Here is a 19,718-nt window from a genome sequence, read left to right as displayed (position 1 = left end):
CGCTTTTTTTGACAGCGATCGAATCCTGGCTGGCGAGAGTTTTTCGAACCTCGGTTCAGCAGCCGTCCCTGGCATCGCGCCAGGCCAGCCGTGCGGCCTGGATTATCTTCAGAAGCGGCGTTCCTTCGAGCTCGGCCTGGTCAGCCAGGCGTTCGAGCAATTCGCCGTAACGATTCGTGTGCAATAGTCTGGCGACCGCAATTGCCAGACGGCGGACGTCCGGCTCGACATACGTGTCGATCGCCAGCGCCGCCACGGCGTCGAAGATGGCGGGCGCTTCGATGACGGGCGGGATGAGCCTGCCTGCAGCACGCGGTTCGTCGAGCATCTCATCTTCGGCAAAAAAATGACCCGTCTGAGCGGCAGCTATGCCGCTGGGCGACGAACGGACATCGCTCAGGTTACGGTGGATCGCAACCAACGAGGCCAGTGCGATGTGCTTGTTGCGAGACTGAGCCAGCTTCGCGAGCGGCAGCAAGTATTCGTCAGCATCCACGAGGCCGGCCGCCTCGACGGCGTCCGCCAAGAGCGGATGCCGATCATCGTTCAGAATGGCCAGTAGTTGGGCCTTGGCCTCGGCGTTGCCAATCGCGGCAAGAGCGCCCAGCGTCACGGCATACCAATGTCGATCAGGTCGTGCCGCGACGATCTCGGAGAGTTCATTCGTCGTGCGTGGATCGTTGAGGGCTACCAATACCAATAAGGCTTGCGGCGTGTGGGTTCGATCGGCCAAATGCTCGGTCGCAAGCGCATAGCCGTCCGCGATCTGGTGTCGGGCCAGCAATCGTGCCATGCGCAACTTATTGGCCAGGTTGGGTTCCGTCTTCAGCAGCGGACGAGTTTCACGGGCTGCGAGCGGTGAATCGATGTTTTCCAGGGCCGTCAGCGCAAGTTCTCTCAAGCGATGATCGTCGTCTCGCATCCATCTCATCAGGACGGGCACGGCCTGATCGTCTCGCAACTGTCCCAGGGCCCTGGCCAGATGATACCGGTCCGCCGGCGATAGCTCGTCTTGATGGGCAGCATGCAAAAGGTAAGCGAGACTCGCCGTGCTGCGCCTGCGTCCTAAGGGCTCCATTTCGGCTTCGAGTGACTGCTGGGCGATGATGGAATGGTTCAATCGCTCGATGAGTGATCGTTCGGCTTGCGTCCAGCTGAGTCTTTCCGCGGCGCGCGCATAAGCGGTTTCATACGCCGGAAGCTCATCGAGCGGCAGCCTGGCCAAGGCATCATTTACCGCCGCGATCGCTGCGGGCGATTTCGATCGGGACAGAGCGGTGGCCGCGGCGGTCTGTTCGGCGTGAGTCCCGGCCTTGGTAAGCTGGCCTATCAGCCAGTCGTCAGCCCAGGGTATGACGATATTTCTTGCGCGCAAATACCCCAATGCGTCGATCGCGGCCACACGGTCGACGGTCCTGATCGCATGGCGAGGATTGCAGCCCTCGAATGGCTGGACGGTCAGGGCATCATGCAGCGCATCGACCACGACTTGCCAGTCAAACCCGCCGCCGGATGTATGGTAATTCGCAAGAGCGTTGCGAAGTGCCTTGAGCGCGGCGGCGCACACCGCAGGGGGCTGCCGGGCCGTTAATTGAGCCAGCACAGGTAGCGCCCGCGGATCGGCCGCAGCCCAGTCAGCTCGAGTCTGCAGGCTGGTTAATAGTGGCACGGCGGCCAGTCCGTCGGTTGTGTGCAGTCGATCCACAAGCAGCTTGGCTCGCTCGCGACGCGAACGCGCATCGGTGACCTTGATCAATGTTTCGACAGTTGCCACCAGCGGATCTTCGGGCCCACTGAGCAGCGGAACGCGCTCCGCGAACGTGGTTGTGCCGGGGGACGCCGATACGCAACCCATGTTCTGCAAACCCTGCTGTTGCACCAGGATCAACAGGCGAAATTCGCCTTCCTTTAAAGGGCAGCCGAGCACCGGGTCTTCGGCGGGACAGCCCAGGTCGGCGTTCGTCATAGCGAGTTGATCGCGCTGAAAGATGCCTTTAAGTCGACGAACGGACTGAAAGCGGTATTCGCGCAAAGCCACGTCCGTCTTCGCTCCTTCGACAACCGTCAGGCTGCTGATGTTAACGACGCGGGCTACCACGACCAGGTGCGCCTGGCTGACGCTTGGTTCGAGATCCCAGCCGTCAAATCCTTCTTGTGCTGCGCGTGATGCCCCTGTCAAACCAAACACCATACCGATCGCGAGAACAAAGCAAGTTGATTGAACCGAAGGAACGCGCCTGTTTGCGTGGAACATCACTTCAACCCTCCCAGATGATGATTAATGACGACTGAATGCGCTACGTGGCGAGCTCCGCGGCACGCTCAGACGGTTCCAAGTCTCGGCAACTATTCTGATGTGAGTGTGCGCCGGTTCGTGGGTCTTACGGTCCGGTCAATCGCGAAACTACGAGGGGCAACAGAACGTAGAGGGCTGCTGATCAGTTATCATCGGCGGGACCAGTGGTGAATCGGGGCAGAGCATCGAAAACGGCAACTTGCCTGCAGCTGGCTTCACTTCGATTGGTCCTCGCGACGGCATAGGATTGGGGTCACAGCTTCCGTATGTGATGGGACGTTCGTTGGCCGACGCCGCGACAGGCGCAGCGGCTTGTGGGCGACGAATGACGCCATAACGCAATTCGCAGGGAAGCAGGGCCAATGCGATCGGAAATAGGCACGCGGCCGCTAGGCTGTGGCGCTGAGCGCGCGGACGGGTGTTGAGAATCGCTCTCAGCCGCGCTTCGACATTCTGGGCGACAGTAATCGCGGTCACGGGCGGCATCGCCGACTGCGGCAGTGGATGGGCGAAATCCAGCACATCCAGCAGCAGGCAGGCATAATCGCGACGTGACTGCGGTAGACGGGCCACAACCGCGGCGTCGCAGCACGTTTCCTCGCAGGCGCGCAATTGCCTGCCAATCGCGCCGGCAACTGGCAGCCACCAAAAGACGATGCCGACCGTCAATTCCAGCAGCCGTATCAGATGATCCCTGTGTTTGAGATGAATCAGTTCGTGAAGCAGCAGTGCGGCACGTTGTGATGGTTGAAGTTGTTCGATCAACGTCTTGGGCAACAACATTTGCGGCCCGTGCCAACCTGGGATGACTAGCGGCGGCAACCGGCCGGGCACGACTCGGATCAGTGGCGGGCGGCGCATGGAAAGTTCCGCGGCCAACTGATCTGCCAGCGCCTGCCATTCCCTTGGCGCGGATGATACCCCGGCGATCAGTCCCTGAAAGTGCGCCCAGCGGCGCCATGCGGTCCACGCCCTCGTGCTGGCTCCTGCAGACCAGACGGCCAGTAACAGCCACGGCAGCAACTCGCTTAACGTTCCCTGTTCTTGGAGATGTATTCCGCAGGCGCAGGTGCCCAGCAGGCACGCCATCAGCCCAGGTGATTCAGCGAGCGGAATGCTTACCAACGGAGGCGTCACTAATTTGACAAGTACCAGCACCCACAGCGCTCGGGCAATGGCCGCGGACCGCAAATGATGCTGAGCGACGTAGGCCAACAGCGCCAGCAACGACGCCAGCACGACATTCGAGATGATGCACGACAGCCACGACATACTGCACCTCCGCTAACGATTTTTACGGGTGTCAGGGACCCTGCGCGCCGGGTTCTTCATCGAGCAAGCGGCGCAAGTGGGCTCGTTCCTTCGCAGTAAGCTCGCCCGTTTCAACAAGGCAGGTCAAAAGCGGCGCCATCGAGCTGCCCCCCAGGCTTTCGGCCAGGCGACGCAGTTCCCCCCCGATCAAATCGTCCCGTCCAATCAGGGGCGAAAAAAGCCAGCTGGCTCCTTCCTTGCGACGGCGCACAAGACCCTTTTCCGCGAGGCGCGTGAGCAGCTTTTGGACGGTGGCAAACTTCGACTCGCCCCCAGCGGGATAGAGCGCATCACGCAGTTCGCGGATGGCTGCCTCACCGTTTTCCCATAGAGCCTCGAGCACCTTGAGCTCGGCCCCCGTGGCGGCGGGTATGGGCTTTTTCTTCATCGAATCGTCCCGATTCGCGAATAGGCGGCGTCAGCTTCGTGCCACCGGCGGAACTTCACAAGACGCCGTGTCTTGTAGTAATGCTAGACAATTTGTCTTGTGCGTCAAGAGATCGACCGCACATTTCTGAAAACTTGCCAGAGTGTATCGAGGGTGACGTCAGCTTGAACCCGTGAGGAGTCGCGAGTACAAGTGCAGCCATGCAAAAATTCGACGTTGCAATCATTGGCGCGGGAATTGTCGGGCTGGCCACGGGCTATCAGCTGGGGCGGCGGTATCCTCAGTTGCGGGTTCTGATCCTGGAAAAAGAGAAGGATCTTGCCCAGCATCAAACGGGGCATAATTCGGGCGTCCTACACTCCGGCATTTACTACAAGCCAGGGTCGCTCAAGGCCACGAATTGCCGTGCCGGCAAAGCCGCGATGGAGGCTTTTTGCCGCGAAGAGGGAATTCCCTTCGATATCTGCGGCAAAGTGATCGTGGCTGTCGCCGAAGACGAATTGCCGGCGCTGGAACGCATCTACGAGCGCGGCGTGGCGAACGGCGTCGGAGTAGAAATGATCGACCGGGCACGGCTGGCCGAGCTCGAGCCGCACGCCGCTGGCGTCCGCGCGATCCACGTCCCCGAGGCTGGCATTGTCGACTACCCGCAAGTCTGCGTTCGCCTGGCCGAACATGTCCGTCGCAATGACGGACAGATCGTGAACGGAGCGCGGGTCACAAGCATGCGTGCTGCCAGTGACGAGGTGCAGATCGAGACAACAGCCGGCACTTATTCGGCGCGTTATGTCGTGAATTGTGCCGGCCTGCAGTGTGACCGGGTGACCAAAATGAGCGGTCAGACGCCAGCGGCCAAGATTGTTCCCTTTCGAGGCGAGTACTTCGAGCTACTGCCCGAGGCTCAGCATTTGTGCCGGAATCTGATTTATCCCACGCCCGATCCGGCGTTCCCGTTTCTGGGGGTCCATTTCACGCGGATGGTTCATGGCGGCGTTGAGTGTGGGCCGAACGCCGTGTTGGCCATGGCCCGCGAGGGCTATCGCAAAACCGATATCAACCTGGCGGACCTAGTCGAATCGCTAACCTACCCGGGCTTCTTGAAACTGGCCGCGAAGTATTGGCGCACCGGCATGGGCGAGATGTGGCGCAGCATCAGCAAGCGAGCCTTCGTTAAAGCGCTGCAACGGCTCGTGCCTGAGATTCAGGAGGAGCACCTTGTCGCGGCGCCCGCCGGCGTGCGGGCACAAGCCCTGTTGCGCGATGGCAGCATGGTCGATGATTTCCTGATTCAGGATGGGCCGCGCGTCGTCAACGTGCAGAATGCCCCTTCGCCGGCAGCAACCGCTTCGCTGAACGTGGGGAGCCTGATCGTCGATCATTTGGCCTCTCGAATGGCATAAGAAGCACGAAGTCGAGACGTAAGGTCGATGCCCTGTATCGTCGCCACTCGATATACTGGTGGTATGTTCAGATACCGCCTTCGAGCAGTGCTCGTTGCATCACATTCGCTGCTAAATCGACGCTCAATTAAGGATTCAAACAATGAACGCTCATCACATTTCGCGATGTCTTCTCGCGGGCTTATTGGTAGGGCTGGCGTTGGCAGGCGGCGTGCCATTGGGACTTGCCCAAGCCAAAGAAGACGAGAAGGATGCCGCGGCGTCCGCCGATAAGCCGCTCGATAAGGAGGCGCTTGAGCAACGCTTCGAAGAAACGATGTCCGGCGCCACGCTGGTCGGTACCTTTACCGTCACGGGACAGACGGACAAGAAACTGCACGAAGAGCGATATACGATTGAAAGCGTGAAGAAGGTCGGCGAGGATAAGTGGCTATTCAAGTCGCGCATCCAATATGGGACACATGATCTGACGGTCCCCTTGGCTTTGGACGTCAAATGGGCCGGCGATACGGCGGTCATCACACTCACTGATATGCCGGTGCCCGGCTTTGGCAAGTTCACCTGTCGCGTGCTGGTGTTCCGCGATGAGTATGCCGGTACTTGGGACGGCGGGGATCACGGCGGCCACCTTTTCGGACGCATCGAAAAGAAAGGAACAGCGGCCGAGGCGAAACCGGCCGAGAAGTCGACTGGCGAGAAGCCGTAGTTATTGCCGGCCACGTGAGCTAGTTCGCTGCAATTAGCGCGGCTGTCGTGGCCAACATCGCTGCAGCGGTTTCGACGCGAAGGATCCGTGTGCCGAGATCGACAGCCGTCCAGCCGGCAGCGTTCGCCATAGTCGTCTCGTCGTCGGTCAGTCCCCCTTCGGGGCCGACAATCAGCGAAAACCCAGCGACTGATCCGTTGCCAGTTTCACGCCCGAACTGGCTGATCGAAAGCGGCGCCCCGGGGTGGGCGAAGATGCGTTTCGAGTCCACCGGCGCCTGGCTAACGAATTCGCGAAACTCTCGCGGCGTACTTATGGCCATCAGTCGATTTCGACCGCATTGCTTCGCGGCCTCGATCACAGCACGTTCGAGCCGTTCGAGCGTGCTGCCGGTGGGCTGAGCGACGCCGCGCGTGGTGATCAGCGGCACAAAGGTCGAGACACCCAGTTCGACGAGCTTCTCGATCAACCATCGCTGTCGGTCTCCTTTCGGCAAAGAGACGGCCATCGTCACTGGGATGGGCAGTTCGCGCTCGATGGCGTGATGCGACAGCACGCAGAGTTGCACAGCGGCACGATCGACACGAGTCACTTCGGCCAGGTACTCGCCGCCGCGCCCGTCGAACAGCGTGACCTGCTGTCCTGGCTTGCCTCGCATGACGTGCGCCAGGTGATGGGCTTCGGCTGCTAGCAGCGTGGCTTGAGTGCCGGCAATTGGCTGTTCTACGAAGTATCGCTGTGTCATGCCGTCGCAGGCGTTGGGATTGGGTCAAGTTTAGTTTCATATCTTACCGAAACCTGAAGAGTCACGGAATTGTCTGAGTCCGCCGACCTCGATAGTCGGCACCAAAGGCAGCAGCCGCGCGTCCCATCTACCGTGATCTCATTCGCGCGTGGCGTTGACAACCCGCTCCGCACCAAGGGTGCGCCGGAACAAGCAGGAAGCGAGCCCAGGCATGTACCTCGCCCATTGGCAATTGCGCGAAGCGCCCTATCGCAACGCGATCGATCCGGCTTATTTTTTTCAAAGCCTGACGCACGACGAGGCGCTCGCCCGGTTGCACTTCCTGGTAGACGGCGATCACCGCGGCGGACTGCTGTTGGGAGATGCCGGCAGCGGCAAGTCGCTGCTACTAGAAGTACTTGCCAGGCAGCTTCGCAAAATTGGCGTGACCGTCGCGAAGTTCAGCTTGCTGGGGCTCGACAAACACGAATTGCTGGCCAACCTGGCCGCGTGCTGGGGGCTCGATGTCTCGCCAGGGGAGGAAGCTGCTGTGCTTTGGCGGCTCGTGCTCGACACGATCGCCGCGCAACATATCGAGAGTCAACGCAACGTTGTGCTGCTGGACGACGTTGACGAAGCGACGCCCGAGGTCCTAGCTCAGGTGTTGCGTCTGATGCAAACTGACGTCGCGACGCAGCCGGCGGCAACGTTGATCCTGGTGGCGCGTCGTGCTCGAGTCGCACAGTTGGGTGATCGGCTGCTGGAGCTTGCGGACCTGCGCGTCGACCTGATGCCCTGGAACGCCGACGATACACAGCACTACTTGGAGCATGGTCTGGCACGCGCTGGACGTCTGGAACAAACGTTCACGCCCGACGCCATTGCACTATTGGCCGAACTGTCGCAAGGCGTCCCGCGCAACGTCGTGCAACTGGCGGATCTATCGCTTATTGCGGCGGCAGGGCAGGAACTGTCCGAGGTCGACGCCCACACGGTTCATGCCGTGTATCACGAATTAGGCGTCGTGCAACGCATGGCCGAAGCGCACTGACGAAGTCACGCGGGCGCGCGACCTCTCAATGCCAGGGTGCCGTCTTCAGAATCGCGATTTGCCCTGCGTGGTACAGATCGTGATGAATGAGGACGTGTAACAGCTCCTCCCAGCTTCCTTCGCTGTCACCCCCCGCGACTTCATTAACGGTGACCAGTTGGTCATCCGATAGCTTTGCCACAGCCGTTTCGAGAGTCTTTTGAGACTCGTTCAAACGCGCAACCGCATCTTGCCAGGCGGCCTCGCTCGTGTCGGGAATAGGCGGCCAGTTTTCTTCGGGCGACAGTCTTCGCCCCGGCCCGCTCAGGCGTCGACATACCTCGTCCTTCCAGGCCGTGACGTGTAGCACGAGTTGCCAGATGCTGTGCGAACCCACGGCCGCCGGCGCCGCAGCTTGAGGGGCCGTGATGTCCGCTAATAATTCCGCGACGGCCGGACCATGCCATGCCGGGCCGAAATGGGCCTTGTGAAGCAACTCACCGAGACGTGCGACGGCCGTCATCGTTGCGCCCTCGGGGGACTTGTCTATAATCGAGCAGTGCAGCGAAAGGAATCTTTGCAGAGTGTTTGAGCGATGTCGATAGTTTCCTCGGAACATGACTCCGCGACGATCACGCCTGCGAAAGGTCATCAGTACCTAGCGCCGCGCTGCAGACCGCAGGTCGCCTCTTCGCCTGTTGGCAATGGCGCGCGACTGTTGGTCGAGGGGACAATCATAGTTCTCCTGGCCAGCGTTTTGGTGCGAACATGGTTCGTGCAGACCTACACGATTGATGGAAGCTCGATGGCGCCAACATTGTTCGCTCGGCATGTCGACGTTCTATGTCCGTGCTGTAGCCTCGAATTCGCCACAGGTCTTGAGGGGGTAGCCTCTGACGGCCGGCCGGTGATCTGTCCGAATTGCGGCGCCGCGGATACACGGATTTCCAACAGTGATGCGCGCGGCGGAGATTCAGTCCTTGTCGATAAAGCTGCGTTCGCCTGGCGACGGCCGCGGCGGTGGGAAATTGTTTCGTTGCGCGCTCCGCACGATGCCGCGATGGTCTGCGCGAAACGCGTCGTCGGTTTGCCCGGCGAGGAAATGTCGATCGTTCATGGCGACGTTTACATTGATAGTCACGTTGCGCGCAAGAATCTCGGCCAGCAACGTGCCCTGGGGATCACTGTTCACGACGATCAATTCCGTGCGCGGCAAGATCGCTTGCCGTCGTGTTGGCAAGCCGAGGGAGACTCGCAATGGACAATGACGGACGAGGGATTTGCCTTCAGCGCGGAAGCTGCCGAGGGCTTGCCACGGCGGCATGAGGGCGCGAAGAACGCGAACTCTCGAGGAACAGGAGACGATCGCCAAGACACTGCGAACGTCGACACGCTTCTTTCATCTGTCCCGCGCGATTGGCTTTCTTATCACCATCTGCGGCTCGACGGCGACGGTGTGGCCGACGAGTCTCCTGTTCTGGATACCTATGGTTACAACCAAACCTTACCGATTCGCGAGCTGCACGCAGTGCGTGACCTGGCGCTAACGTTTCAATTGAGGGCTGGCGGCCCCGGCGCAATATTTCTTCGCGGGCTGGTCGGCACGCATGAATTTGTTTGCGTGCTGACGAGTGAGGGCCGCGTGCAGGTGCTCGACAATGGCAAGGCCGTAGCGGATGGAACGCTCAACGATCCGCTGATCGGCGGCTCGAAGACGATCGACTTCTCGTTGATCGATCACGCATGCCTGCTAGCTGTCGATGGCCACGTGATCATCGATTACCCTTTTGACCAGCCGGTGGCTGATGCGCCCCCCACAGGCCGACCATTTGCAATCGCCTGCGAGGGCATGTCTTTGACGATCACCGGGTTGCGAGTTTGGCGGGACGTCTATTACGCCGAGTCGCGGCCCGAGTCGCAGATTCGGGCGCTTCGCCTGGGAGAGAACGAGTATTTCGTGCTGTCAGACAATGCTCCCATGGGCGTCGACAGCCGCGACGAGCATTTCGGGCTGGTGCCCTTTAAGTTATTCGTGGGCAAGCCCTTGCTTGCGGCCGGCTCGGGAGCTGTGGGGCTGTCGTGGTTCCCGGCGATTCAAGTTCCGGCCCTCCGCCAAATTCGCTATATTCGGTGACTCGCGGCGAATAACCATATGCCGGCAGCCAAAGTCGTCGGTACCCGCTCCCGAGAATAAGTCGCCTGAGGCGGAGAAGCTTGTCCGGCACTTAAACGCCCGCTCTCTCGGCGGCTTGGGACCGTTGGGCAGACCCGCTCACTCCTCTTTTCATTTGCCGCTGGCGGTCGAAAGGCCACGATTGATGTCCAAAGCGAAACCGCAGGTCGCTGTGAAAAAGCCCTCTCCCAGTGTTTCGGACGCGCCGGCGCCGCCTCGCAAGGATGGCATGCGCGAGACGGTCGAATCCGTGGTCATCGCTTTTGTGTTGGCATTTCTGTTTCGTGCCTTCGAGGCCGAGGCATTCGTCATCCCCACAGGATCGATGGCGCCGACGCTGATGGGCGTTCACAAAGACCTGACGTGCGAGAAGTGCGGATTTCCCTACCGAGTTAGCGCCAGCGAAGAACAGGACGAGGATGCCGAACTGTCGCGCATGCTGATGGCTGATCCGCAGCGCGATCCCAACCTGCGCCGCCAAGCCGCCAACGACCTGGCCGCCCGTGATGTTGTGGGAGGCATCTGTCCGAACTGCCGCTTTCCGATGACGATCGATCCGCAAGCGCCCGAGGGAAAAAAGTTCCCGACGTATAAGGGGGACCGGATCCTGGTGGCAAAGTTTCCCTACGATTTCGCGGATCCAAGCCGCTGGGACGTCGTGGTCTTCAAGTACCCGCAGAAATCGAACGAGAATTACATCAAACGTTGCGTCGGCCTGCCGAATGAGACCGTCATCATTCATCAGGGCAATATCTATTCGCGCACCGGCGACGATCCACAGCGCAACATAGCGCGCAAGCCGCCTGACAAAGTACGCGCGATCATGCAGTCGGTTTACGACAACGACTATGTGCAACCTGCCCTGACCGTCGAGGGCCTGCCGGTTCGTTGGCACGGGATGGCCGAGGCCGGCGGCGATAGCTGGCAGCCCCTCGAGGGAAATCGCGCGTACCGCACGGATGGCACCGCCGCTGGCGAGGCTTGGCTGGGATATCAACACCTGGTGCCAACGCAGGGCGATTGGCAGCAATATGCGCGCGGCGGGAAGTTTCCGCCGACGGGCTCCATACCGCCACGATTGATCAGCGACTTCTATGCCTATAACGCCGGTTGGCATCGCAATCTGCGCCTCGGTTCGGACACCGAGTCGCAAGGCATGCACTGGGTCGGCGATTTGATCCTCGATTGCGATCTGACCGCCGAGCCATCGGGCAAAACACCAAATGCGGAAGCCGTACTGCGGCTAGTCAAAGGTGGGCGTAACTTTGACTGCCGCATCGATGTTTTGACAGGCGTCGCACGGATGTCGATTGATGGAAACGATCTGGGCGCGACGGCCAACACCGTCGTGCGTCCTGGCAGCCGGCACGCGATCTCATTCGCCAACGTTGATTGTCAACTCCTCTTGTGGGTCGATGGCAAGGTCGTGGAGTTCGACAAACCGACGACCTACGACCCGATCGAGCATGATCTTCCCACGCTGGAAGATTTGACGCCGGTCCGCATTGGCGCCGTGGGGACCGCGCTCGAGGTTGACCACTTGCGCATCCTGCGCGACGTCTATTACATCGCCTGCCAATACTCGCTCGATCGGCCCCAGTCCGCATCACTTTCCGACTACGAAAGGCCGGTATCCGGATTTCTTTCCAAGCCCGCGACTTGGCCCGAGGTATTCGCGGGGCTAAGGACGGTGGAATTCCCGCTCGATTCGGACGAGTTTTTGATGCTCGGCGATAATAGCCCCCGCAGCGCCGACAGTCGCCTGTGGAAAGCGCCGGACGGGACGCCCGAGCATTTCGTGAATCGCGACTTGCTGGTCGGCAAGGCGGTATTCGTTTATTGGCCGCATTCGTGGAATCGGATTCCGGGAACTGGAATTCCGTTTCCCTTTTTCCCGAATTTTGCCCGCATGAAGTTTGTTCGGTAGCTGAGAGTCAGGCCCAGCGACGGTCGGTTTGCGGATCGTCGGGCTCTCAGGAACGGTCAAGGAGGACCACGATGCCCATGTTGCAAGTCCAGGGACTGGTCAAGATCTATGGCTCGCGACGCGTCGTCGACGGTGTCGACTTCGACGTCGGTGTCGGCGAAATCGTAGGGCTGCTGGGGCCGAACGGCGCCGGCAAGACGACCAGCTTTCGCATGGCCTGCGGAATGATCGAGCCGAACGCCGGCCGGGTCACGCTGAACGATCTGGACGTCACGACATGGCCCATGTTTCGTCGTGCCCGCGACGGCGGTATGGGCTACCTGGCGCAGGAGTCGAGCGTATTCCGCAAGCTGACCGTCGAACAGAACTTGCTGGGAATGATGGAGATGTTGGGCTTCGATCGCAAGTCGCGCCGCCGACGTTGCGATGATCTGCTCGATCAATTCAACATCACAAAGCTGCGCAAGAGCCTGGCGATGTCACTCTCCGGCGGTGAGCGTCGCCGGCTGGAGATTGCGCGCTGCCTGGTCTCGAACCCGAAGTTGATCCTACTGGATGAGCCATTTACGGGGATCGATCCGGTGACGATCGCCAGCATTCAAGAGATCATTCGCGGACTGCGCGCGGCGGGCATCTCGATTTTGATCACCGATCACCAGGTGCGCGAGACCTTGCAGATCACGGATCGGAGCTATGTCATCCGCGGTGGCAAGGTTCTATGCCATGGTAAGCCCGACGAAGTCGTGCAGAACCCCGAAGCGCGCAAATACTATTTCGGCGAGGGGCTGGATATCGGGCTGGCACCTCAGGCGACGCCCCATAGCATGGTGGACACGCTTCGGCAGCGGATGAAGCGCGAAGGAGCTGCGCAGCCGTAAGGGATATTCAGCGACGGACCTTATTTCTCGTCATCCGATAAACCCAAACGCGACAGCCATCGACCGCGCTGCGACACTTTGGGCTTAGTCCCTGCTTCCTGCGCTTCGCGGGCATCGTGAACCGAATCGCGATCTTCCAAGGTACGCTGCTTCTCGGCCAACTGGGCCTGGGCGCGGGCCAACTGGGCTCGTTCTACCGAGATGGTAATCTCGGCTTGCCTTAGCTTTCCTTCCCACTCCGTTTCGAGTTCCTTCAGGCGTGCTCGTTCGCGAATGAGGATTTCATCCTTATCCAGCACGCCAGCGACGATCGCCGCGTCAGAGGCGGCAACCAGGTTGGCTTTACTTGCGTCTGATTCCAACTGGCTGCGGAGTTCTTCGATTTCTTGCTCACGCTCGCGCAATAGTGAGTCGGTTTGTTCGACGACATCGGCAATACGCAATCGTTCGGCGTGACGTTCCGGTTCGTCCTCTCCCCCTTCGTCCGCTTCCAGGCTTGCCAGCAACTGTCGCTTTTGCGCTTCCCAATTGAGAGGCCCTCCCAAGGCTGGGGGTGCCTGCCTGGAATTAGCTGTTCGCTTCTCCAAGTCTTCGTTCTTCTTTTTGAGTTCACGGATGTCGCGGACGGCCATCTCGTAGCGTTGCGTCAGGTCGGCCATTTCCGACGAATCCGCGCCACTGGCTGCGTTTTCACTCGCCGCCTCAGATTCGGCCAGTGCCGTTTCAGCATCGGCCAGCTTGCGCCGCAGTTGGTCGCGCTCGGTGGTCATCTGATTCAGCAGCTCATGTGTCCGCAGTTCGGCATCGCTGCCACTTTCCGAGAGTGCAGTTTGCGCTTCACAACGTTCGCGCCATTGATCGCGCTCGGCTTCCAACGCGGCGAGCTGCCGCCGCAGCGCCGTCGCATCGGCACTTGCCGATTCAAGCATGGATTCGGCCGCGGCGCGACCGCTGCCGGCACCATCGAGTTGCGCGACCAGCGCCGCGAGTTCACGGCGTGTCGCATCGTGGGCCTTGACCTCGGCCGATAGTTCGTCATCGCGGGCCAGCAAACGTTCGCTCAGACGCTGGCATTCCTGGCGAATGTCCGCCAGTAGCGCCTCTTGAACGACGCGCCCCTGCGAGGCCAAGGTTTGCAACTCGGAGAGCCGTTCGGCCGCGATTTGCCGTTCGGCGGTCCGGTCGCGTTTGAATTGCTCGGCGATATGCAGGCGTTGAGCATCGGTGCGCTCGCGTTCGTGGGTGACCATGGCCCATTCGCGTTCGAGCGATTGCAGTTTCTCGTCGGTCCGCTTTTTAAGCTGAGTGAGCTCCTGCTCTTTCCCTTCACGCAAGCGGTCCGCGGAGAGCACCGCCTGGCGATGCTGCTCGGTGGCGCCGTTCAATTGCTCACGCTGGCTAGCAATCTCGGCCGCCTCGCGCGCGAGTGCTGCTTGCCGTTCGTCCGCTTGCCTTTTGATTTGCAATTGCTCTTGGGCCGCGGCATGCCGTTCTTCTTTCGCAGCTCGTTCTTTCTCGAGGAGCTTGGCCGCTGCCGCGTCGATCTCCTGTTTTGTCGCTTCGAGCAAGGCTTGTCGCTGAGCGAATTGTTTCTCCATGTCGGCTTGCTGCGCGAAAGCCGCTTCACAAGCGGCCGCATGGGCCGCTTCCTGCCGTTTCAGGTCCACCGCTTGCCGGTCAAGCTCGGCCGAGCGCGCATCGACGGTCTGGCGACGTCGCTCGACTTCGGCCAAAGGGGCGGCGACGGACTTTTGCACGTCGCTCTCGCGATCGGCAATCGCGATTTCCCGCGCCGCCAATTCCGCGGCCCGGCGATCGAGATTCTGCGCCAGCAGGTCAAGCTCCGTCGCCCGCGCGTGGACGGCAGCACTGCGGCTATCTTCGTCCGAAGTACGACGCTCGAATTCGTCGCGTCGCTCTTGTACGGCTTGCTGCTGGCCAGCGAGCGCTTGGGCGGCGCGATCCAATTGCGCGAGAATACTCGTTTCGAGGCGGCTTAGCCGTTCGCGCTGCGCGGCCGAGAGCGATTGCATCCGTTCGCGCCGCTGCTGCAAGGCGAGGGTCAACGAAGAAAGCGAGGAGGGTGTTTCTGTCTGCGTGGGGTGCGCGTCCATCAGAATGCCATTTCTACAGCGCGCCTGCGCGACAGGCTCGCAACTGCGGCGCAGTGCGCCGGAGCCAAGCCGCTTACCGGGCGATATGTTTTCCTACATTCGTATAGGGCGCCGAAATGCGCGCGTCAAAAGCAAACGAGCGGTCGGCCCGGTTGTAGCGATTTTGTCGGACTCGGCACCAGGACCTGCCAGCCGGTGAGCTGAGCCTTGGGCTGCGTTGTTGCTACCGGCGGGATCGCCTATTATGAGGCCGCACGCAGGTTTAATCGGATCAAGATTTATCGCAGGAAACCATGAACGACCCACGAATTTCCCGCTTGGCGGAGATCCTCATCGATCACAGTTGCGAGCTCCGGCCGGGCGAAAAGGTCTTGATCGAGGCGATTGATCTTCCTTCACCGGAACTGGTGTGCAAGCTCATCGAGTTGGCGGCCGAGCGCGGCGCGCAACCCCTGGTCACGATCAAGAACAATGAAGTGCTGCGGTCGCTATATCGCACGGCAACCGCCGAGAATATCAGTCTTGCCGGCCGGCTCGAGGCGGCGCGCATGCAAGAGATGGACGCGTACGTCGGCATTCGCGGCGCCAGCAACAGCAGTCAATTCTCGGACGTGCCCCACGAACGCATGGACCTGTATCAGCAGCACTGGTGGCACCCCGTCCACAGCGAAATTCGGGTCCCCAAAACCAAGTGGGTCGTGCTGCGCTATCCCACCGACGCGATGGCGCAGGCCGCGAATATGAGCACGGCCGCGTTTGAGGATTTCTACTTCGCCGTTTGCACGGCTGACTATGCCCAGATGGCCAAGGATCAGGAGCCGCTGGTCGCGCGGATGAAAGCCACGGATCAGGTGCGGCTCGTCGCGCCGGGTACGGACTTGAGGTTCTCGATTCGCGGCATTGATGTGCGTCCCTGCTACGGCCAGCGAAATATTCCCGACGGCGAGGTATTCACCGCGCCGATCCGCGACAGTTTGGAAGGGACAATTCGCTACAACGCCCCGTCTCGATATCAGGGGACTGTTTTCGAAGGGATCGAGTTCGAGTTCCAGCGAGGAAAGATCGTCCGCGCCACGTGTCGCAACGAGGCCGAGAAGCTGAACAAGATTCTCGATTCGGATGAGGGCGCGCGCTACATCGGCGAGTGGTCGATCGGTTGCAATAACCTCGTTCGCCGGCCGATGCTCGACACGCTATTCGATGAAAAAATTGGCGGCTCGATCCACCTGACGCCCGGCAATGCCTATGACGAATGCGATAATGGCAATCGCAGCCGAGTTCACTGGGATCTCGTGCTGATTCAAACCCCGCAGTGGGGCGGGGGCGAAATCTGGTTCGACGGCCAACTGGTGCGCAAGGACGGACGATTCCTCCCCGCCGAACTGCAGGGATTGAACGCAGGACTGTAGTCCTGTAGCAGTCGCCTTGGCGCTACGCGTTACAAGCTCGTCGCGACTATTTTTTGTCAGCCACTGTGACAGGCTGGTACTTGTGGTCGCGTTTGCGAACCACGGTCGCTTCGATGATCTTGTCCGGATCCTTCGGATCGGCCGGGTCGCGCCGCTGCAGCTCGGACAGTACGTCCAGCCCTTCGATAATGCGCCCGAACACCGTGTGCCGTCCGTCCAGGTGAGGCGTCGGCACGAAAGTCAGAAAGAACTGCGAGCCGCCAGTGTCCTTGCCGGCATGGGCCATGCTCAGCGAACCGCGAAAATGGTCGCGATGATTCTCCTTGTCGCACTCGCAGGCAATCGTGTAGCCGGGACCGCCGGTGCCGTCCCCCTTCGGATCGCCGCCTTGAGCCATGAATCCTTTCAGGACGCGATGAAAGGGAGTGCCGTCATAGGTCCCCTTCTCCACCAGGCTAATAAAGTTAGCGACCGTGTTCGGCGCCTCGTTCTCGAACAGCTCGACGACGATGTCCCCTTTGCTGGTCTTTAACTTCACGCGAGGCAGGTCGTCAGCCTTTTCTTCCGCAGCCCGTAGCTCCGATTCTTTCGCCCATTTCTTCTGATATTCAGGGACCTGGGCCAGAAGCTGCTTGCCGGGATTATCCTCGAGAACGTCGGCTTCTTTGGCGAGTTTGAAATCCTTGGCGGCCTCGTCGAAGTTATTCGAGTTGAACGCGGCCCGCCCCGCCAGGGAGTAGACCCCCTTGTTTTCGTAGTTATTTGCGATCAAAAGATTGGCGACGCGCAGAGCCTCTTCATATTGTTCCTTCTGCTCGGCGCCCTGGATCATTGATTCGAGAAAGACACTGACGTCTTTGTTCTTGTTCGGCGCGGCGACAAAGGCCGATTCGGCCGCCTTCATGATCTTCGGCTGCATGGCCATACCGCGTTCCAGAATCTCCTCGCGCTCTTTCATGATCGCGGGACGAGCATCTTCCTTGGCGGCACGGTATTCCAGTGTATTTTTGCGAAGTTCGGCCAGAAGCTTCTTCCAGTCGTCGAACATACTTTCGAAAACGGTCTGGGGATCCTGACCCTTGGCCTTCGTGGCCTGGGCCAAACAGGGCGAGCTGGTAATTCCGCCGACGACCAGGCAAACCGCCAGCAGAATTGGGCAAACTCGGACGTGCATCTGCGAAATCCTCAATAGAATGGAGCTTAGGGAAAGGCGAGGCAACCTGCGGGCGCGGTGCTTCCACCGGGAAAGTGGACAACCTACCATACTTCTATACGTCGCGACATGCACGGATGGCAATCAGGACCATCGTCCCCCCGAGGTTTTTTTGTGAAACGCCGCCCCCGACAAGATCGCGACTCCGCCGCGCGAGGGTCTATGCCCGCTGGCGAAGCTACGCCGCTACGTATCATCGGGGGACGCTTGGCGCGCCGGCGATTGATGTATACCGGCGACCAGCGCACCCGTCCGATGAAGGACCGCGTGCGCGAGGCGGTTTTTAACCTGGTCGGGCCATCCGTCGCTGGTACGCATGCCATCGACCTGTTTGCCGGCACTGGTGCGCTGGGGCTAGAAGCCATTAGCCGCGGCGCAACGCGGGCCACGTTCATCGAACAGCATTTTCCCACGGCGCAAGTGATCCGAGATAACCTGGCGACATTGGCAGTTTCAGAACTGGCCGAGGTCGTGGCCGGAAACACCTTTATCTGGGCCCGGCGCTTGCCCGAGATGGGAACGCAACCATGGGTCGTATTTTGTTCTCCCCCCTACGACTTTTACGTCGAGCGCAATGAAGAGATGCTGCAGATGCTGTCCCGGCTGCTGCAAGCCGCTCCGGCCGGAAGCACCTTCGTCGTCGAGGCCGACCAGCGCTTCGACTTTGGTACGCTCCCTTCACCAGACACCTGGAATGTGCGTCATTATCCCCCGGCGCACGTTGGCATCTTTCGAACGTAGTTCCTCGCGGTGCATCTGAACTGCAGGATTCCAAAACAACGTTTCCTCAACTCCCAATCATTGCTATGGACATTCGCAATATCGACGAAGTTCCTGCCTTTACGACCAAGGACGGTTCGGAGATTCGCGAACTGTTGGCCGATCGCAATTCGTGCATCGTAAAGCAAAGCCTGGCCGAGGCTCGTTTGGGGCCAGGCATGGCGACGACGCCTCATTATCATCCGCACACCGAAGAGATTTATTACATTCTGACCGGAACGGGCACGATGCGCATCGGCGAAGAGATGCGTCCAGTCGGTCCCGGTGACGCCATCGCAATTCCTCCTGGCAGTGTCCATCAAATCGTTAACAGCGGTGATCACCTGCTGCGGTTTCTCTGCTGCTGTGCGCCGGGCTACCAGCACGAGGACACCGTGCTGCTGCAAAGTTAATCGGCGCGTCGTTGCATCGGCGAGCTGCCGTGAATTCTCAGCACAGGCTCGCCAGATACTCGACGGCCTGACCAATTTCGAAGATAGGATCCTGGGCTCGTTCGCGCTCGATGCACAGGTAGCCGCGGTAGGCGAAATCTTCGAGGGTGCCGAGTAGCGCGGGAAAATCGGCCGAACCGCGCCCCAGCGGCACTTCATCACCGCGGCCACGAGCGCGGTCGCGCACTCCGTCTTTCGCGTGTACGAAGATCACGTTGCGTCCGAGTGCCGTGAGCGCATCGCTCGGCGAAAAACCGTTGATAATCAGGTTGCCTGGGTTAAAGGTGATCCCCAACGCGCCGTCGGGCAGCGCCGCGACCAGCCGCGCGAGATCGTCACCGCTCTCACTGCCAGTTTCGGCCGCCAGCGTGGCGCCGATCCGATTGCCGAATGAGCCAATGTCAGTGAGCGCCTCGAGCATTGTTGGCCAATCCGTCGCCTCGGTATTTTCCGGCACCTGACCAACCTGATTTACGACCACCGCGCTACCTAATTCCTGGGCCAGCCGCATAGCGTCTTTCGTGGCCGTCACCCGCCGTTCGAGGTCGTCGGCGACGTTGTAGCCGCGGCGGGTATAAAAACCGATCGCGGCGACCCGCAGGTTCAGATTCTCCAGCAACTTTCGAAATTCGCGACGGCCCGTTTGCGAGAGTTCGTGGGGGCGAAGTTCAGTACGGGCATCAATCTCGACGGCCGCGACGCCCAGGCGCGACGCGGCCTCCAAAGCGCGCCGGACTGGCAAACGCAGGCTGCGCAATTGAATGGCGATCGGAAGCGGCGGCATCTAGTGACTCCTGGTGTCTGTGCTGATTCTAACGGCCTGTCGCCCGCCTCCAAGCCACCCAGGCTGAGCGACATGAGGGCGTGCGCACGCCATCTACGCTATGCTTGCGGTGTGAGGTCCGAAATCAAACGGGAATTCAGGACGCGGCAAGGCG

At 60.4% G+C, this 19,718-nt stretch carries 17 protein-coding genes; 9 read left to right on the top strand and 8 right to left on the bottom strand.

All coding sequences use genetic code 11. The features are described 5' to 3' along the window. Positions 1 to 55: 55 nt before the first annotated feature. From VGN12_14865 to VGN12_14855, 3 genes are all read right to left on the bottom strand, one after another. A complete protein-coding gene (locus VGN12_14865; GenBank protein HEY4310729.1) occupies positions 56 to 2,191 on the bottom strand; it encodes a HEAT repeat domain-containing protein in 2,136 nt (711 codons plus the stop codon). 213 nt (positions 2,192 to 2,404) lie between these two features. Further along, positions 2,405 to 3,568, bottom strand: coding sequence for a M56 family metallopeptidase (locus VGN12_14860; GenBank protein HEY4310728.1), 1,164 nt, complete (start codon positions 3,566 to 3,568; stop codon positions 2,405 to 2,407). 31 nt (positions 3,569 to 3,599) lie between these two features. Further along, positions 3,600 to 3,995 carry a BlaI/MecI/CopY family transcriptional regulator gene (locus VGN12_14855; protein ID HEY4310727.1) on the bottom strand — a complete coding sequence of 132 codons (396 nt, stop codon included), beginning with the start codon at positions 3,993 to 3,995 and terminating at the stop codon, positions 3,600 to 3,602. 200 nt (positions 3,996 to 4,195) lie between these two features. Between VGN12_14855 and lhgO the strand changes: the two genes are divergently transcribed. Beyond that, positions 4,196 to 5,395: an L-2-hydroxyglutarate oxidase gene (lhgO, locus tag VGN12_14850; GenBank protein HEY4310726.1), complete on the top strand. Its 1,200-nt coding sequence runs from the start codon at positions 4,196 to 4,198 to the stop codon at positions 5,393 to 5,395. A gap of 142 nt (positions 5,396 to 5,537) precedes the next feature. Continuing rightward, the gene (locus VGN12_14845) at positions 5,538 to 6,101 is read left to right on the top strand and encodes a hypothetical protein (GenBank protein HEY4310725.1); all 564 of its coding nucleotides are present in this window, start codon (positions 5,538 to 5,540) and stop codon (positions 6,099 to 6,101) included. A gap of 19 nt (positions 6,102 to 6,120) precedes the next feature. Here VGN12_14845 and VGN12_14840 read toward each other — a convergent pair whose 3' ends face one another. Continuing rightward, positions 6,121 to 6,846, bottom strand: a complete 726-nt coding sequence (locus VGN12_14840; protein HEY4310724.1) for a 16S rRNA (uracil(1498)-N(3))-methyltransferase — start codon at positions 6,844 to 6,846, stop codon at positions 6,121 to 6,123. A 211-nt stretch (positions 6,847 to 7,057) separates the two neighbouring features. Here VGN12_14840 and VGN12_14835 point away from each other — a divergent pair, with 211 nt between their 5' ends. Next, entirely contained in the window at positions 7,058 to 7,876 is an 819-nt protein-coding gene (locus tag VGN12_14835; GenBank protein HEY4310723.1) for an AAA family ATPase, read from the top strand. Positions 7,877 to 7,901: 25 nt separating this feature from the next. On the opposite strand, the gene VGN12_14830 is transcribed toward VGN12_14835, so the two are convergent. Further along, a complete protein-coding gene (locus VGN12_14830; GenBank protein ID HEY4310722.1) occupies positions 7,902 to 8,378 on the bottom strand; it encodes a DinB family protein in 477 nt (158 codons plus the stop codon). Positions 8,379 to 8,450: 72 nt separating this feature from the next. On the opposite strand from VGN12_14830, the gene VGN12_14825 reads away from it, so the two are divergent. From VGN12_14825 to lptB, 3 genes are all read left to right on the top strand, one after another. Continuing rightward, a complete protein-coding gene (locus VGN12_14825) occupies positions 8,451 to 9,989 on the top strand; it encodes a S26 family signal peptidase (GenBank protein ID HEY4310721.1) in 1,539 nt (512 codons plus the stop codon). A 184-nt stretch (positions 9,990 to 10,173) separates the two neighbouring features. Continuing rightward, positions 10,174 to 11,955 carry a signal peptidase I gene (lepB, locus tag VGN12_14820; GenBank protein HEY4310720.1) on the top strand — a complete coding sequence of 594 codons (1,782 nt, stop codon included), beginning with the start codon at positions 10,174 to 10,176 and terminating at the stop codon, positions 11,953 to 11,955. A 71-nt stretch (positions 11,956 to 12,026) separates the two neighbouring features. Further along, positions 12,027 to 12,833 carry an LPS export ABC transporter ATP-binding protein gene (lptB, locus tag VGN12_14815; protein ID HEY4310719.1) on the top strand — a complete coding sequence of 269 codons (807 nt, stop codon included), beginning with the start codon at positions 12,027 to 12,029 and terminating at the stop codon, positions 12,831 to 12,833. 20 nt (positions 12,834 to 12,853) lie between these two features. Here lptB and VGN12_14810 read toward each other — a convergent pair whose 3' ends face one another. Then, a complete protein-coding gene (locus VGN12_14810; GenBank protein HEY4310718.1) occupies positions 12,854 to 14,899 on the bottom strand; it encodes a hypothetical protein in 2,046 nt (681 codons plus the stop codon). Between the two features lie 341 nt (positions 14,900 to 15,240). Between VGN12_14810 and VGN12_14805 the strand changes: the two genes are divergently transcribed. Then, positions 15,241 to 16,356, top strand: coding sequence for an aminopeptidase (locus tag VGN12_14805; GenBank protein ID HEY4310717.1), 1,116 nt, complete (start codon positions 15,241 to 15,243; stop codon positions 16,354 to 16,356). Positions 16,357 to 16,402: 46 nt separating this feature from the next. On the opposite strand, the gene VGN12_14800 is transcribed toward VGN12_14805, so the two are convergent. Then, positions 16,403 to 17,530 carry a peptidylprolyl isomerase gene (locus VGN12_14800; protein ID HEY4310716.1) on the bottom strand — a complete coding sequence of 376 codons (1,128 nt, stop codon included), beginning with the start codon at positions 17,528 to 17,530 and terminating at the stop codon, positions 16,403 to 16,405. Between the two features lie 201 nt (positions 17,531 to 17,731). Between VGN12_14800 and VGN12_14795 the strand changes: the two genes are divergently transcribed. Together VGN12_14795 and VGN12_14790 are read left to right on the top strand one after the other, a co-directional pair. Beyond that, entirely contained in the window at positions 17,732 to 18,310 is a 579-nt protein-coding gene (locus VGN12_14795) for an RsmD family RNA methyltransferase (GenBank protein ID HEY4310715.1), read from the top strand. Positions 18,311 to 18,375: 65 nt separating this feature from the next. After that, positions 18,376 to 18,741 (top strand): cupin domain-containing protein, encoded by a 366-nt coding sequence (locus VGN12_14790; GenBank protein HEY4310714.1) that lies wholly within the window; start codon positions 18,376 to 18,378, stop codon positions 18,739 to 18,741. Between the two features lie 37 nt (positions 18,742 to 18,778). On the opposite strand, the gene VGN12_14785 is transcribed toward VGN12_14790, so the two are convergent. Next, positions 18,779 to 19,564, bottom strand: a complete 786-nt coding sequence (locus VGN12_14785) for a sugar phosphate isomerase/epimerase family protein (GenBank protein ID HEY4310713.1) — start codon at positions 19,562 to 19,564, stop codon at positions 18,779 to 18,781. Between the last annotated feature and the right edge of the window lie 154 nt (positions 19,565 to 19,718).

It is taken from the genome of Pirellulales bacterium (genome assembly GCA_036499395.1).
Classification (GTDB): Bacteria; Planctomycetota; Planctomycetia; order Pirellulales; family JACPPG01; genus JACPPG01.
Note: the sequence above shows the minus strand (reverse complement) of the source record. Positions and strands in the feature narration are given on the sequence as shown.

What these genes read in the sequence shown, in the direction of transcription:
- VGN12_14865 (HEY4310729.1), bottom strand. Translation starts at nt 2,191, where the DNA reads ATGGTGTTTGGTTTGACAGGGGCATCACGCGCAGCACAAGAAGGATTT.
- VGN12_14860 (HEY4310728.1), bottom strand. Translation starts at nt 3,568, where the DNA reads ATGTCGTGGCTGTCGTGCATCATCTCGAATGTCGTGCTGGCGTCGTTG.
- VGN12_14855 (HEY4310727.1), bottom strand. Translation starts at nt 3,995, where the DNA reads ATGAAGAAAAAGCCCATACCCGCCGCCACGGGGGCCGAGCTCAAGGTG.
- lhgO (HEY4310726.1), top strand. Translation starts at nt 4,196, where the DNA reads ATGCAAAAATTCGACGTTGCAATCATTGGCGCGGGAATTGTCGGGCTG.
- VGN12_14845 (HEY4310725.1), top strand. Translation starts at nt 5,538, where the DNA reads ATGAACGCTCATCACATTTCGCGATGTCTTCTCGCGGGCTTATTGGTA.
- VGN12_14840 (HEY4310724.1), bottom strand. Translation starts at nt 6,846, where the DNA reads ATGACACAGCGATACTTCGTAGAACAGCCAATTGCCGGCACTCAAGCC.
- VGN12_14835 (HEY4310723.1), top strand. Translation starts at nt 7,058, where the DNA reads ATGTACCTCGCCCATTGGCAATTGCGCGAAGCGCCCTATCGCAACGCG.
- VGN12_14830 (HEY4310722.1), bottom strand. Translation starts at nt 8,378, where the DNA reads ATGACGGCCGTCGCACGTCTCGGTGAGTTGCTTCACAAGGCCCATTTC.
- VGN12_14825 (HEY4310721.1), top strand. Translation starts at nt 8,451, where the DNA reads ATGTCGATAGTTTCCTCGGAACATGACTCCGCGACGATCACGCCTGCG.
- lepB (HEY4310720.1), top strand. Translation starts at nt 10,174, where the DNA reads ATGTCCAAAGCGAAACCGCAGGTCGCTGTGAAAAAGCCCTCTCCCAGT.
- lptB (HEY4310719.1), top strand. Translation starts at nt 12,027, where the DNA reads ATGCCCATGTTGCAAGTCCAGGGACTGGTCAAGATCTATGGCTCGCGA.
- VGN12_14805 (HEY4310717.1), top strand. Translation starts at nt 15,241, where the DNA reads ATGAACGACCCACGAATTTCCCGCTTGGCGGAGATCCTCATCGATCAC.
- VGN12_14800 (HEY4310716.1), bottom strand. Translation starts at nt 17,530, where the DNA reads ATGCACGTCCGAGTTTGCCCAATTCTGCTGGCGGTTTGCCTGGTCGTC.
- VGN12_14795 (HEY4310715.1), top strand. Translation starts at nt 17,732, where the DNA reads ATGCCCGCTGGCGAAGCTACGCCGCTACGTATCATCGGGGGACGCTTG.
- VGN12_14790 (HEY4310714.1), top strand. Translation starts at nt 18,376, where the DNA reads ATGGACATTCGCAATATCGACGAAGTTCCTGCCTTTACGACCAAGGAC.
- VGN12_14785 (HEY4310713.1), bottom strand. Translation starts at nt 19,564, where the DNA reads ATGCCGCCGCTTCCGATCGCCATTCAATTGCGCAGCCTGCGTTTGCCA.